Annotated in this window: 16 protein-coding genes and 1 tRNA gene; 7 read left to right on the forward strand and 10 right to left on the reverse strand. The window is 56.7% G+C overall.

What is annotated here, in order from left to right; all coding sequences use genetic code 11:
* Nucleotides 1-75 precede the first annotated feature (75 nt).
* The 4 genes from IEY52_RS14540 to IEY52_RS14555 all read right to left on the reverse strand — a co-directional run bounded on the left by IEY52_RS14540 (nucleotide 76) and on the right by IEY52_RS14555 (nucleotide 2,054).
* Nucleotides 76-151: transfer RNA gene (locus tag IEY52_RS14540), tRNA-Ala, on the reverse strand.
* A 38-nt stretch (nucleotides 152-189) separates the two neighbouring features.
* Nucleotides 190-960 carry a nucleotidyltransferase domain-containing protein gene (locus tag IEY52_RS14545; RefSeq protein WP_189003523.1) on the reverse strand — a complete coding sequence of 257 codons (771 nt, stop codon included), beginning with the start codon at nucleotides 958-960 and terminating at the stop codon, nucleotides 190-192.
* A gap of 76 nt (nucleotides 961-1,036) precedes the next feature.
* Entirely contained in the window at nucleotides 1,037-1,513 is a 477-nt protein-coding gene (locus tag IEY52_RS14550; protein ID WP_229684807.1) for a MarR family winged helix-turn-helix transcriptional regulator, read from the reverse strand.
* Between the two features lie 115 nt (nucleotides 1,514-1,628).
* Nucleotides 1,629-2,054 carry an SRPBCC family protein gene (locus IEY52_RS14555; protein ID WP_189003525.1) on the reverse strand — a complete coding sequence of 142 codons (426 nt, stop codon included), beginning with the start codon at nucleotides 2,052-2,054 and terminating at the stop codon, nucleotides 1,629-1,631.
* Nucleotides 2,055-2,151: 97 nt separating this feature from the next.
* On the opposite strand from IEY52_RS14555, the gene IEY52_RS14560 reads away from it, so the two are divergent.
* Together IEY52_RS14560 and lepB are read left to right on the forward strand one after the other, a co-directional pair.
* Entirely contained in the window at nucleotides 2,152-2,979 is an 828-nt protein-coding gene (locus IEY52_RS14560; RefSeq protein WP_189003528.1) for a patatin-like phospholipase family protein, read from the forward strand.
* 262 nt (nucleotides 2,980-3,241) lie between these two features.
* On the forward strand, nucleotides 3,242-4,054 hold the full coding sequence (lepB, locus tag IEY52_RS14565) for a signal peptidase I (protein ID WP_189003530.1): 813 nt from the start codon (nucleotides 3,242-3,244) through the stop codon (nucleotides 4,052-4,054).
* A 43-nt stretch (nucleotides 4,055-4,097) separates the two neighbouring features.
* Here the strand turns inward: lepB and IEY52_RS14570 are convergent, their stop codons facing one another.
* The 3 genes from IEY52_RS14570 to IEY52_RS14580 are packed head-to-tail and all read right to left on the reverse strand — an operon-like array spanning nucleotide 4,098 to nucleotide 5,505.
* The gene (locus IEY52_RS14570) at nucleotides 4,098-4,424 is read right to left on the reverse strand and encodes a DUF503 domain-containing protein (RefSeq protein ID WP_189003771.1); all 327 of its coding nucleotides are present in this window, start codon (nucleotides 4,422-4,424) and stop codon (nucleotides 4,098-4,100) included.
* Entirely contained in the window at nucleotides 4,421-4,894 is a 474-nt protein-coding gene (locus IEY52_RS14575; RefSeq protein WP_189003532.1) for a DUF1999 domain-containing protein, read from the reverse strand. The genes IEY52_RS14570 and IEY52_RS14575 overlap by 4 nt, the downstream gene beginning before the upstream one ends.
* Nucleotides 4,895-4,920: 26 nt before the next feature.
* Nucleotides 4,921-5,505: a TetR/AcrR family transcriptional regulator gene (locus IEY52_RS14580; RefSeq protein WP_189003535.1), complete on the reverse strand. Its 585-nt coding sequence runs from the start codon at nucleotides 5,503-5,505 to the stop codon at nucleotides 4,921-4,923.
* A 143-nt stretch (nucleotides 5,506-5,648) separates the two neighbouring features.
* Here IEY52_RS14580 and IEY52_RS14585 point away from each other — a divergent pair, with 143 nt between their 5' ends.
* Together IEY52_RS14585 and pth are read left to right on the forward strand one after the other, a co-directional pair.
* Nucleotides 5,649-6,041, forward strand: a complete 393-nt coding sequence (locus IEY52_RS14585; RefSeq protein WP_189003537.1) for a hypothetical protein — start codon at nucleotides 5,649-5,651, stop codon at nucleotides 6,039-6,041.
* Nucleotides 6,042-6,043: 2 nt separating this feature from the next.
* Nucleotides 6,044-7,255 carry an aminoacyl-tRNA hydrolase gene (pth, locus tag IEY52_RS27050; protein ID WP_308425019.1) on the forward strand — a complete coding sequence of 404 codons (1,212 nt, stop codon included), beginning with the start codon at nucleotides 6,044-6,046 and terminating at the stop codon, nucleotides 7,253-7,255.
* A gap of 461 nt (nucleotides 7,256-7,716) precedes the next feature.
* On the opposite strand, the gene IEY52_RS14595 is transcribed toward pth, so the two are convergent.
* Genes IEY52_RS14595 through IEY52_RS14605 form a run of 3 tightly spaced genes read right to left on the reverse strand, consistent with a single transcriptional unit; the run spans nucleotide 7,717 to nucleotide 10,768 of the window.
* On the reverse strand, nucleotides 7,717-8,640 hold the full coding sequence (locus tag IEY52_RS14595; RefSeq protein WP_229684808.1) for a biotin--[acetyl-CoA-carboxylase] ligase: 924 nt from the start codon (nucleotides 8,638-8,640) through the stop codon (nucleotides 7,717-7,719).
* A gap of 2 nt (nucleotides 8,641-8,642) precedes the next feature.
* The gene (locus IEY52_RS14600; RefSeq protein ID WP_189003544.1) at nucleotides 8,643-9,728 is read right to left on the reverse strand and encodes an LptF/LptG family permease; all 1,086 of its coding nucleotides are present in this window, start codon (nucleotides 9,726-9,728) and stop codon (nucleotides 8,643-8,645) included.
* Nucleotides 9,725-10,768: an LptF/LptG family permease gene (locus IEY52_RS14605; protein WP_189003546.1), complete on the reverse strand. Its 1,044-nt coding sequence runs from the start codon at nucleotides 10,766-10,768 to the stop codon at nucleotides 9,725-9,727. The genes IEY52_RS14600 and IEY52_RS14605 overlap by 4 nt, the downstream gene beginning before the upstream one ends.
* A gap of 282 nt (nucleotides 10,769-11,050) precedes the next feature.
* On the opposite strand from IEY52_RS14605, the gene IEY52_RS14610 reads away from it, so the two are divergent.
* The 3 genes from IEY52_RS14610 (at nucleotide 11,051) to IEY52_RS14620 (ending at nucleotide 13,584) form a co-directional block, all read left to right on the forward strand.
* Nucleotides 11,051-11,656, forward strand: a complete 606-nt coding sequence (locus tag IEY52_RS14610; RefSeq protein ID WP_189003548.1) for a GNAT family N-acetyltransferase — start codon at nucleotides 11,051-11,053, stop codon at nucleotides 11,654-11,656.
* 156 nt (nucleotides 11,657-11,812) lie between these two features.
* Complete coding sequence (locus IEY52_RS14615) at nucleotides 11,813-12,433, forward strand: CBS and ACT domain-containing protein (protein WP_189003550.1); 621 nt, start codon at nucleotides 11,813-11,815, stop codon at nucleotides 12,431-12,433.
* A complete protein-coding gene (locus IEY52_RS14620) occupies nucleotides 12,430-13,584 on the forward strand; it encodes an acetoin utilization protein AcuC (RefSeq protein ID WP_189003552.1) in 1,155 nt (384 codons plus the stop codon). Before IEY52_RS14615 ends, IEY52_RS14620 begins: the two co-directional genes overlap by 4 nt.
* Nucleotides 13,585-13,592 lie beyond the last annotated feature (8 nt).

Here is a 13,592-nt window from a genome sequence, read left to right on the forward strand (position 1 = left end):
TGCAAGAACATCAGACACTTCACGTTGTGGGAGAAACAAAAAGAAAAGACCCGCTGTTTCCAGCGGATCTCTTTCTGGTGGAGCTGAGGGGATTCGAACCCCTGACCTTCTGAATGCCATTCAGACGCGCTCCCAACTGCGCCACAGCCCCGAAAGCGAGAGTAAGAATATCAGTGAATTGCGAAGTTGTCAATAGCCCCGCTGCTCAAGAAAAGCACGGATGGTCTGAACGGCTTGCTGGACGGTCTGGCGCTGTTCGGGTTTGACGTGCTGGCCATAGAGTTCAAAGGTGCGCAGGTACAGCCTGAGCCCGGCCACCCCCCGTTCAAGAATGGAAGCGTCAGTGAAACCCAGCATGGTCCAGAAGTTTTCCCGCCAGACAGGATCCTGTTCTCGGTCCCGGATGGTGCTCCAGTAGCGGTTTTCGGTGACAATCAGTGCACCATTGGCAAATGCACTTGCTTCTGCCAGAGGCCACTGCATGCCCTGCAAGGCAAACAGGCATTTCTCTGGGTTGTGGGTGGTCAGGGCCCCCATCACCTTGTGAGATTCTTCGATGGTGTTGTAGAGGTGGGAACTGATGCGGACCAGCGCAGCGTCCTGCACTTCTCTCCATTCAAAAGCCAGTGCCCGCTTCTGAAGGTCTGCAAAACGCCCCTCGGGATCATGCAGGATGCGGGTGTGCCGCATGCCCTCAATGTTCCACAGGGCCGTCTGGGCATCGGTGAAAGCCAGTTCTTTGCGGTCCCAGGTGTAGAAACTGATGGTCACCAGCTGTCCGTTCTGGTAAAAAATGCGTTGCTGGTAGGTGGGGACAGTCTGGTAAACAGCATGCAAATCCAGGTCGGAATAAAGGACCTCCTCGCCACGGGCCATGCTGCCCAGCAGCAAGACAGCCTCTGCGCCTTCCTGAACCAGTTGTGCCGTGAGTTCTTGCAGCAGGTCTTCTGGGGAATTCATTCCCTTCCATTGTGCTGAATTTGCTTCATCTGTGCATCGGCTGAACAGCCCAGTGTTGCAGACAACTTCGGGACCTTCAGCCAGAAGACTGCTGATCCAGTTTTCGGAACAGGGCCACAGCTTCCGGGGAAAGACCTGCAAAAAAAGCCCGGTCCACGGCCTCCACCAGCGGAATGCTTTTTTCAATCATCTCTGTGCCTGCAGCAGTGACCTGCAGCACCCTGGCACGGGTGTCTCTGGGATGGGCAAGGCGGGTGACCCAGCCTTTCTGTTCCAGGGTTCTGAGCACCTGTGAGGTGGTCATGGGGTCCATGTGAGCATGGTCTGCCAGGCGGGTCTGGGTGATGTGCTGCTCGCGGGTGCACAACCAGCCCAGACTGGCCAGCAGCACAAACTGGGCATGGGTGAGGTTCAGGGGATCCAGGGCCTGCCGGATGTGCCGCTGCCACCTGCTGGTGATGGTCCAGAGCAGAAAACCAGGGTTGTCCTGGGGGGTGTCAAATTCGGTGGGGAAATCTTCAGGCATGGGATCAGGGCTTTCAGTGATCAGCATAAGGCATCAGACGCAAAGCCGGGGGCCCAGAGCCGAGAGCACAAAAGCTTTTGCAAAACAATCGGCTTCTGGACCAGAAAGGCTTTGTGTATCACATTCAGTCATGCCAGCTCTGTCAAGCAGGGGTGAGCGCTTCTGCCAGCGAAATCAGTTTCTTGATGGCCGGGGGCAGGTGGGAAGCAATGCTCTTGCCGATGGTGCCCGTGTACTGATCGTAAGCAGGCCCGATCAGGTGGATGGTGTGGGTGACTTTCAGGCCTTGTGGAGTGGGTTCCAGGGTGTGGTGGAATTTGAGCACACATCCAGGCAGGTGGGTTTCATCCGAGAAAGATTTGAAAGGATCCACTGCGGTGAGCACAAAAGGAAGGGCGGTCATGCCTTTTGGTGTGAGGGTGCCTGGGGTGCCAGCCACAAAGGGGCCTTGCAGGGTGCAAACCTCGAGTTCGCTGTCCCACTGGGGCCATCCTGCCACATTGCTGTAGAAATGCCACACCTGTTCTGCTGTTGCCTGCGTGTATTCACTCACTTGAATCATCCACATAAAACACCTCTTTCTTAAGTAAACTTATTATATGTGTACTTATTATATCTGTCAATCCTCCATCCCTGCCCTCCGAAAAAGTTAGATTGAGATCAAGATGACCACCCAACCCCACAAACCCTTCGGACTGGCCCTGGGAGGCGGAGGGGCCAGAGGCTTTGCCCACATCGGCGTGTTCACCGTGCTGGACCGTCTGGGTGTCAGGCCTTCCTGCATTGCAGGCACCAGTATGGGAGCCCTGATGGGCGCTTTTTATGCTGCTGGATATTCTGCCTCAGACATCCGCAAGATTGCCGCCACTGCACCCGTGCTGAAACTGCTGAAAATAGGCATCGGATCGGGGCTGCTCAACAACATTGCTTTCGAAGCTTTCCTGAAACAGTACCTGCCAGAGCGCTTTGAAGACCTGAAAATGCCCTTCACCATCACCGCCACCGATCTGGTCAGCGGCAACTCGGTGTACTTCAACCACGGTTCGCTGGCCCAGGCCCTGCGCTGCACCATCGCTTACCCTGGCCTGATTGACCCGGTGTGGATTGGAGACCAGTTGCTGGCAGATGGAGGCATCCTCAACGAGGTGCCTGTAGACGCGGTGATGTTCATGGGGATCCGGCCCATCATCGCTGTGGATGTCACCTTCGTGAACGGCCCCGAATACGAGGGGGAAACCAGCCCACCCAGAGGACATTTCCACAAAGAGAAACGGGTGGGCCTGCTGCCCACCGCCCGCCGCAGCATCATCGTGATGCAATCCCAGATGACCGAAATGCGCCTGGCCCTTTACAAACCCGACCTGCTGATCCGGCCCAGCATGCTCCCCACCATTGAAACCGAGAACTTCTGGAAACTGGACGAGGCCGTCAGGATTGGAGAGGAAGCAACACAGTTGCAGGAGAATCGGATTCGGGAGTTGCTGGGGGTGTAGAAGGCAGAGCGTCGAGGGCTAAAAGCCGCCATGCTGCTGGACATTTGAAGGTCTGGCGGTAAATGGGAAACTTCTTTGCTTTGCAAAATCACCAGAGCAGCCGCAATTCCCCATGGCAAGAGCATCAGCATTTTACAGCTCTCGGCGCTCGGCCCTCGGCCCTCGGCATCCTCAGGATGATTTTCATCTCTTTCACAGGTATCCTGTGAGATGTTGTATCAAAACCCCTTGCAGAAAAGGGGTGCTTTAATGAAAGGAACGCATGTCGGACAAACCGAAAAAAAGTTTTCTGAGGTCGCTGTGGGATGAAGTCATCCGGCCCTGGGGCGAGGCGATCCTCTTTGCGTGGGCCATCACCACCTTCCTGATCTCCATGGTGGGTGTGGACGGCAACAGCATGCTGCCCAACCTGCGCTGGGGCGAACGGGTGGTCATTCCCAAATACGAAACCTGGCTGCACCGTCTGGGCTACGGCAGCTTCCAGCGGGGAGACATTCTGGTGGTCAAACCCCCCCTGGATTCTCCAGGATCGCAGGTACCAGTGCCTATTTTGGGGCCTCTGTTTGGAATGAAATATCGCCCTTTTTTCATCAAACGTCTGGTGGGCCTGCCCGGAGACAAAATTCGGGTTTCTGCCGGAGAAGTCTTTGTGAACGGCGAAAAAGTCAATCAGGCAGGCATCACTGACTTCTGGCAAGCCCAGGGATGCTGGGACACCGACAGTGAGGAAGCCAACCACGCTGCTGCTCGGGCCAATGCTCAGGGCATCAGAACCCTGACCCAGGAAGAAATCACGGTCCCAGCAGGCGAGTACTTCGTGATGGGTGATAACCGCTCACCAAGAGGCAGCGAAGACAGTCGCATCATGGGCACTGTTCCCCTAAAAGACATTGCAGGTCGGGCCGCCTTGATCGTATGGCCTGTCGTCCGAAAAAGCGAAACCAAATTTGAATGTGGTGTAGTCGCCACTACACGTGAAGAAGAACACGATCGGGCCATCCTCTCTGGTAAAACAGAACTCAATCTTAGATTGCTTCATCCTTTACCAGGACTTCAAGAGTTAAGCACCAAATAAGCAACATATCCATGAAAAGACTGGGCATTGCTGCCCGGTCTTTTTATTCGTCTTCTTCGTCGTCTGAACCATCCTGATCGATGGCCTGAATGCTGCTGCTCTCCTCGGTCACCTCACACCCGGAAGTGTGCATCACATCCGAGACCATTTTCAGGGTGTCCTGCACCCACTGGTGGTCATTGGAGATCGTCACCACCCCAATGACCTCCCAGTCGTGGGCATCCAGACCGTCCAGCCTGGCCACCGTGACGGGATAGCGGGCCTTGAGTTTCTCGGTGACGGGCTTGATCAGGGCACGCTTTTCTTTCAGGGATTTGACCCAGGGGGTTTCCAGCCTGCAAATGTAGGTCCCAATGTAACCCAGCATCAGGCCAGTTTTTCTCCCTGGGCGGTTTCGCTTCTGGAGCCCAGATGTCGGACCGCATAAATGCCCTGCGACCTGAAACCCTCTGCAGCGGCGGCCTGTTCAGGGGTCAGGCAGGTGTGCACCTCGTAAATGGCGGTGTCATAAGCACTCTTGGAGCAGGCCTTCAAAAGGCCAGCCAGGGTGTCTGAGGGCGCAGCTGGATGCAGCAAAATCCGGCTGATCCAGACGGTGGGTTTGTCTCCATGCCAGACGCTCTGGGCAAAGACGGCTCCGTACAGCACATCCTCTGCTTCTGCCACAAAGGAATGTTCGGTGCGCTCAAAAAAACGCAAAGAAGCCACACTGGTGCGGATGCGGCCCTCTTTTTCACGGTCAGGCAGGGCATCAAAGTTCGGGTCTTCCTGCAGCAGAACAGTTCGCTCCAGGGCCACAATCAAATCATGGTCAGCATCGGTGAAAGCTCGGTAGCGCATGACTGTAAGCTATCACGTTCAGGGGTTCAGGCCCTGGATTTGACCCTGTCCTGCAGGCACCCATGCAGGAACACCTCTATGGAGGCTTCCAGCAGTTGCTTCTCCTGCAAGATGGGGTTGCGGTTCAGGTGCATCTGGGAACCGTGGATCACACTGCTGAACATCACCGCCAGAATTTGCGGATCTCCCTGCACCGTTCCAGTCTGGATTTCCCGCCGGAACAGTTCGGTCAGGCGCGCGAGGGTCTGGCGCATGTGCTTGCGGGCATGCATTTCGGCATCTGCCACCTGCTCCCGTTTGTCGCTGGCCCCGGTGATCACGGCCATCAGGGGGTTGAATCCGCCCGTGTAAAGCTGCGCCACCTGAACCAGACGGTCCTGCAAGGGCAAACTGGGATCTTCGGTGAAAATCTCCTGCTCCTGCTGGTCTGCCTGCACCAGCAAAGCCTCCAGAATGGCCTGCTTGCTGGCGTAATGCCGGTACACCGCGGGTTTGGTGATGCCCGCCCGTGCAGCAATCTGCTCCAGGGTGGTGACCCGGTAGCCCTGCTCTGCGAAAAGCTCACGGGCAATGTCCAGCAGAATGTGTTTGGTGTCGGTGTGGCGTGGCATCTCTCTCCTCTGGCTTTATCACTTTAACCGATTGGTGCTGAGAAACGGGAATGCAGGTCATGTTCAGGGCACAGGCGTGCAGCTCTCCCAAACTGCAAACCTTGCAACCATGCCTCTCAGAACTTCGCAGTACAATACCTCTCATGACGGTTCGTGATCAGTTGATTGACCTCTCCAAAGCCCTGCGGCAGTACCACAGCGTGCTTCTGGAGCATTCAAAGCGTGAATATGAAGTCAAGTTTGAGCCCATTTCTTCGCCCTTTGCCTATTTCCAGCTGGTGGTCAACCACCCCCATTTTCACTGGTTGCGCCCCCTCTCTGGATTGATGGCCACCCTGGACGAGGTGATTGATGCCAAGGCTCCTTTAACAGAGCAGAACCTGATGGATGCCCACAAAGCGCTGGCCATGCTGTTCAGTCCAGTGGAAAACACTTTTGCCGAATTCCGCCAGGAGTATGTGCGCTTCAAGGACTTCTCGGATGTGAAGTTTGCAGAGGCCCGCTGGAGGGCATTGATCGAGGAGACCCTCAATTGAAGATGATTGTTGGTCTGGGCAATCCGGGAATGGATTACGCCCAGACGCGCCACAATGTGGGTTTCATGGTGCTGGACCGCCTCGCTGAGAAACTGGGGGTGCGCTTTTCCCAGCGGGGCAATGCCGAGGTGGCAGAAGGTCGCATCGGCAGCGAGAAAATCATCCTGATGAAACCCCTCACCTACATGAACCTTTCCGGTCAGGCGGTGGTTCCAGTGTTGCGCTTCTACAAGTTGCGCCCGGAAGATTTGCTGGTGGTGCAGGACGATCTGGACATGCCTTTTCGGATGATGAAGTTCCGGCATGCAGGCAGTTCAGGCGGTCAGGGCGGCATCAAAAGCATCACCCAGCTGCTGGGCTCTGAGCATTTCACCCGCCTGAAAATTGGGATTGACCGGCCTCCACCCAAATTTGACGTGCCCCGCTGGGTGCTGTCCAAATTCAAGCCTGAAGAACAGCCTGACCTGGGTCAACTGGTGGAGCTCGGGGTGCAGGCAGCCTCAAACTGGGCGGAGCATGGCCTGGACATTGCCCAGCAGAAATTCAACGGAACAGATTTGCGCCCCAAGCCCCCAAAGAAACCCAGGGAGGTCCTGAAAATTCCCATGCGAGTGAAAATGTGCGGCATGACCCGCGTTGAAGACGCCCTGCTGGCCGAGAAGCTGGGTGCAGACGCCATCGGTCTGATTTTTGCTTCCTTCAGCAAGCGGTACGTCACACCCGAGCAGGCCCGCAAAATCAGCCTGAGCCTGTCTGTGTTGCCTTCAAGGGTGGGGGTTTTTGTGGATGCCCCGCTGGACCAGCTGCTGGAAACAGCAGAAGTGGCCCGACTCACAGCCGTGCAACTGCATGGCAACGAAACCCCTGAATACGCGAAGCAGGTGGCCGAGTTTTACCCTGTGGTGCGGGCCTTTAAGGTGAAAGACGCCAGCCTGGATCTGTCAGGGTGGCAGGACTTCACAGTGCTGCTGGATGGGAGTGAACCCGGTTCGGGACAGGCTTTTGACTGGTCCTTGCTGCCCAGCCTGAAACCTCCGAAACGGTGGTGGCTGGCGGGAGGACTGGGACCCCAAAATGTGGTGGCTGCTCTGGAAGCCGTGAAAAACCACTTGCCAGTCGGGGTGGACGCCGTGACCCATCTGGAGGCCAGTCCTGGAATCAAAGACCCTGCGCGAATGCGAGCATTTATGCAAAACCTTCGTTCCAGGGACTGACAATGCCCTGAACATTCTGTCCATCCAGAACGTTATCCACAAGTTATCCACAGTTATCCACAGGCTGAGCGAGACCTGTGGATAACTTTTTTATTCTATGTTTTTGTTGTTCAGAACAGCGAATTTTCAGTGCCTTTTATTCACTAATTCTGAATATCCACAGGGGGGCTGTGGAAAACTTTTGGGGTTATCCACAAGGCATGTGGATGACATATGCAGGGGGTCTGCATAGAGCTTTGTTAGTATATCGGATTTCAGCTGAATGTCAACTGTAGTCTGGATGCTGAGGGCGCAGGGCCGAGGGCAACAACACCTTGCTGGCATGGGGCTGAAGAACCTGAGGTGCTGACGGGTAGGCCCAAAAACCTGCATGACGGGTGGCAAAAAACATCAACAAAGCTCTGCTCAATCCCATAAAGCACAAACCCCAAACAACAAAAGCCTGTCTACAATCTCCGCTTTTAGCCCTCGGCGTGATGCTGCCTCCCCACAGGCTCCACCAGACTGACATCTCCCGCTGTGATGCAAATCCGGGTGTCCTGATGCTCAATCCATAAACCTCTGGCATCCAGATCCACTGCCAGCCCTTCCAGGAGGCCTCTGGGGGTCTGCACCCGCACTTTGCGGCCCAGGGTGCCATTGTATTTGCGCCAGGCGGAAAGCACGGCCAGTTCGGTCATGCCCAGCCAGGTTTCCAGTGACTCCAGCAGGCGGGCCAGCAATTCCACACGGCTGACTTTTCGCACATGGCTACCCAGACCGACAGCACCTTCAGGAAGGCCTTCTGGAACCACATTGATGCCGATCCCCAGCAAGACATGGTGCACTTCCTCTCCGCGCACATCGGCTTCCAGCAGCAGGCCTGCCATCTTGCCCTTCTCGGTGATCAGGTCATTGGGCCATTTGAGCAGGCCCACACCACAGGCTTCCCGCACAGCCACTCCAGCCATCAGGGGAAGCAAAGAGAGTTCAGAGAGGGCAAGCTGGGGCTTCAAGACCACCGTGAAGTACAGACCTGAACCCAGGGGGGTGCTCCAGACTTTTCCCCTGCGGCCCCGACCCTGGGTTTGCTTCTCTGCCAGCACCACCGTGCCGTGGGGTGCGCCAGCATCTGCCAGTTGTCTGGCCACATCCTGGGTGCTGGCAACGGTGCCAAAGTAATGGTACTGCTGACCAAAAGAACCCTTCAAATGGGCTTGCAGGGCAGCAGGGGTGGGGGTGCCAGGCAGCAGCCGGTACCCTTTGGGCTTCTCGGAAACCACAGGGTAACCTTCGTTCTGCAGACGCTGGATCTGCTTCCAGACCGCCACACGGGTCACACCGAAACGTTCGGCCATCGCTTCACCGCTCTGGATCTGTTCGGTCAGAATGGGCAGCAAGTCCATGCTCATCTTCGGGAAGTCACCACCAGCAGCCCCAGCCCGGCCAGCACATACAGGGCATCTGGTGCCCAGGCGGCCACCACCGGAGGCAGTGCACCGTTCTCCCCCATCACCCGGAATACGCTCCAGGTGGCGTAATACAGAAAGGTGAGGCTGAGGACCCACACCAGACCCACACTGGTTCCTGAGCGGAAAGAGTAAAGGGCCAGGGTCACCGCAAAAAACCCGAAGGCAATGGCCGCTGCAGGCTCGGCAAACTTGCGCTGAAGGGCAGTGTTTTCAGCAAATGCAGGAAAGCCGCGTTCACGGGCTTCTTTGACCCTGGCCCACAGTTCCTGCAGGGGCAAATTCACCAGCACCGACTTCAGACCTCCAGTGAAAGTGGCCTGCAAATCCTGCACCGGCAACCTCGCCTCTTTGAAGTTGGCCACGGTCACTGGTTTGGCATCCCGGTAGGTCACGCGCTGTCCGTCGTAGAGCACAATGGTCCCGGTTTTGCTTTCCAGCAAACCCCGGTCTGCAGAAATCAGTTCACGGGGAGACTCGGACACATTCAGCTGAATGACCTGCACCCCTTTGAGCTGGTTTCCGGGCAAAATTTCATCGATGTAGATGGCCCGGTTGAGGGCATCTTTGAACACCGTTCCCTCTTTGACCAGCACCCGGGGGTTGTCCAGCAGGATGTCCCGCTGGGTTTGCAGGGCACGCTCGGTGCTTCTGGGCACGAACAATGCCACATTCACAAAACTGACCAGGGCCACCACCACGCTGAGCACCATCACCGGGCTGAGCAGGCGGCCCGGAGAAATCCCTCCGGCCAGCGCCCCTTTGATCTCGCTGTCTGCAGCCAGACGGGTCATGGCAATCAGCACCGCAAAAAGCAGGGCAATGGGCAGGCCCCTTCCCACCGCCTCAGGGATGCTGAAAGCAATCAGTTTTCCCACCAGCAGGGGATTGGCACCTTTGGCCAGGATGGGTCCCAGCACCTCCACAAACACGGCAATCAGGAGCAGCAGGACCACCACCAGCATGCCAGCCATCAGGAGGGGCAGCACTTCGGTGATGACGTATTCATCGATGCGACGCCTCATGTCAGCCTCCTCAGCAAGCTTGCACCCAGCACCAGAAACACCCCATCAGGCAACCAGGCCGCAATCCAGACGGGCAGTGCACCCACCTTGGCGAGTTCTGGCGTGTAAGACCACAACACGTAATACACAAAAATCAGCAAAATCACCCCGATGAACGCCCAGGAACGGTCCCTCAGCAAAAGGCCCAGCGCAGATGCAGCAAAAGCAAAACACAGGGCAGCCAGCGGTTCGGCAAAACGCCGCTGCAGCTCAAACCTCAGGGAATGTTCGGTTTCCAGGGTCAGGTTGCCCGAACGCAATTTGCGCTGGATGTCCGGAATGGAAAGGTACTCTGGCAAGGGAGTGAATTCCACCAGCTTTCCGGTGTAAGGGAAGGTTTTTCTGGGTTCAAACACTGGAGCTGCACCTGCACCCGCCACCTTCCAGACGCTGAAAAGCTCCCAGGTCTGCTGCCTGGAGTCCCAGGTGCCTCCCATGGCCGTGTAGGTGCCTTCCGGGGTGCGCACCATCACGCCAGAAAGCTGTGCAGAATCCTGGGTGTTTTGCCGGATGCTCCCTGCGCTGTACAGCACCCCTTTCTGAATCTGGGTGAACAGTTGCTCTTCTTTGGGAGGCGGAGCCCCGTTGTACACAATGTTGATGGTGTCCCACCACTTCGCATTGGCCAGGGGCCGGACATTGGCATCCAGAAAGAACAGCACCCCACTGATCACTGCACCCAGCACCAGCAGAGGGGCCAGCATGCGACTGGGGGTGATCCCGGAGGTGAACATCACTTTCAGTTCGCTGTCTTTGGCCAGACGGCCCAGACCCAGGAGAATGGCAAAAGGTACAGCCACAGGGAGGGCTTTGGACACAAAATCGGGCATGCGCAAAGCAAACATGAGCAAAGCCTGATCGAGAGGTGTGCGGTTTCTGAGCATCACCCCCACCGTGGAACTGAGCAGGTCTGTGGTCATCAATATGGTAAAAACCACGCATCCCACCAGATAAAGCGGAAGGACCTCGCGCAGGAGATAACGGGTGAATTTAAGAACCACGCATGGATTCTAGCAAGGCTGCATGAGAGAAGGCCACAGGGGGCAGGGTTTTCAATGTGCCTGATCCGTCAGTGGTAACAATCATTTGCAGCAGAAGGCAAAAGGCCAAGGCAGAAGGCCATGAAGCTTTGGCATTGGCTGCACTGTCAAAGCCTTCTGCTTTCTGCCTTGACCCTGACTGCGCGCTTACGGGACGGCCCGTTTCGCGCTGGGTCGCTGCCTTCTGCAAACCAGATAAATGTCACTCCACAAACCCCACACAACTCCGCACAATAGAAGAAGATGCCAGAGTTTCAGTTCGTGTACCCCACCCCCACCGAAATGCTGGAACACCACAGGTTGCACCCTGACCTGAAGGTGTTTCGGCCTGCGCATTTGCAACACCGGGCGCTCATCGGCATCACCCAGATTGCAGATGGCAGTGTGGGAACCGTGCTTTGTGGGGAGGAGGTGGTGTGTTATGCCACCCTGCACCCGCCAGACCATTACCAGCGTTTTGGAGAGGCCACTGTGTCTGGAATGCTGGAACTCGGAGCGGTGGAAAGTGCACCCGAGCACCGTTCGCAGAGGCTGGCCCGGCGCTTGCTGGAAGTGATGCTTCCTGAAGAAAGCTTCCAGCAGAACATCATCATTGCCACCCTGTACCACTGGCATTACGATCTGGAAAACACCGGGCTCTCCACCTATGCTTACCGCAGGTTGCTGGAAAAACTCTATTCACGGGTGGGCTTTGAGGTCATGAAAACCGACGACCCGGAAATCAGCTCTTATCCGGGAAATGCCCTGATGGTGCGCATGGGCCGTGAGGTCCCAGAGGAATTGTGCCTCGAATTTGAACGTTTGCGGTTCCTCAGGCAAACCCGTGGCCTGGACCTCAGCCAGCACTGAATGCCGGACCCTGGACCAGCAGCAGTATATTGAGAACGGTTCTTCTGTGGATTTTGTTTTGAAGCTTTTGTCTTTGGGGCACACGGTTTACTGTGAACTTCCCCAGACCAACCTTTCCCTTTTGTGCTGTCGAAAACACCCCCAGGAGGAACCTGCATGCTTGTTCGGGACATCATGACCAGAAACCCCATTTCGGTCCAGCCAGAGACCAGCATTCACGATGCTTTTCTGCTGATGCAAAACCACCAGATCCGGCACCTGCCCATCATGCAAGACGGGGATTTGCTGGGGATGGTGTCCAACCGGGACATCCGCTGGGTGGTCTCAGCTTTTGTGACCCCTCAGGTGGAGGTTCTGCAGACACAAAGTGTGGAGCAGTTGATGGTGCAGCCTGTCCTGACCGTGGACGAGGAGCAGCCCATTGAAGAAGCTGCCCGAATCATGCGCTCCCACAAGGTGGGCTCCCTGATGGTGCTGAACGACCACGATCAGGTGGTGGGGATTGTCACCGGAATTGATTTGCTGGACGCCATCATCAATTTGACCGGGGTGCACCAGCCCAGCAGCCGCCTGGAAGTGGAACTGAAAAGCGAACCGGGAGAGCTGGCCCGGGTCAGCCAGTTGATGGCCGATCTGGGCATCAACATCGTCTCTGTGCTGACCAGCCAGACCGACGACCACCACCAGCGTTTTGTGTTCAGGATCCAGACCATCAATGCACGGGTGGCGGCCCACAAGCTCAGGGCAGCAGGTTTTCAGGTGGTTTACCCTCAATGACTTCTCCCACACGGCATCCCACAGCTCTCATTTATTCCCCGGACTACCGCCAGTACAACATGGGTCCAGACCATCCGTTCAAAAGCGTGCGGGGGGAAATGACCCTTTCTCTGTTGCAGCATCTGGGGGCCATTCAGGACCAGCACATCCACCTGCCCCTGCAGATCACGGAAGAGGAGTTGCTGGAAACCCACGCCAGGGATTACGTGCAGATGGTGCAAGCGGGATCTGTGGGGGTGCCAGAGCGGGCCAGAGAATACGGTCTGGACACCTCAGATACCCCATGCTTTCCAGGAATGCATGAGGCCACCCTCTCTCTGGTGGGTGGTACGGTGCAGGCCGCAGAACTGGTGATGCAGGGCAAATACCGGCGGGCCTTCAATGTGGGAGGAGGGCTGCACCACGCCCAGCAGCGTATGGCCGCTGGATTCTGCGTCTACAACGACCTCTCTGTGGCTGCCAGACGGCTCAGCAAAGAGGGATACCGGGTGGCTTACCTGGACATTGATGCCCACCACGGGGACGGTGTTCAGATGCTGCACTACCAGGACCCCCAGGTCCTGACCATCAGCCTGCATGAAAGTGGCCGTTATCTATGGCCTGGCACCGGAAACACCTACGAACTGGGTCAGGGGACAGGAAGTGGTTACAGCCTGAATGTCCCCCTGGAACCTTACACCCAGGATGAAAGTTTTCTGGACACCCTGAACCTTCTGCTTCCCGAAGCCCTGGACTGGTTCAAACCCGATGTGCTGCTTTTGCAAGCCGGTTGTGATCCCCACCAGCAGGACCCCCTGGCCGATCTGTGCCTGACGGTTCAGGGCATGCACAGGATCTACCAGCGCATTGTGCAGCTTGCAGACACGTACACCTCTGGTCGCATTGTGGCCACAGGAGGCGGAGGTTACGCCACCTACAACGTGGCCCCCAGAGCCTGGGCTTTGCTTTATCTGGCCCTGTCCGGTCAGGCCATGCCAGAAGCTTTGCCCCAGAGCTGGAAGGAAGCCTGGATTTCACCCCATCCAGAAGATCCACTTCCTGAGCACTGGTGGGACAGTCCTGTGCTCATCCCACGCCAGGCAGAAATTGAAACCCGCAACCGCAGAACAGTGGAAAGGTTGCTGCGGGACTGGCGGGAGGTCAGAAGATAAATGAACAA

Source organism: Deinococcus roseus (genome assembly GCF_014646895.1).
In the GTDB taxonomy this organism is placed as follows: Bacteria; Deinococcota; Deinococci; order Deinococcales; family Deinococcaceae; genus Deinococcus_C; species Deinococcus_C roseus.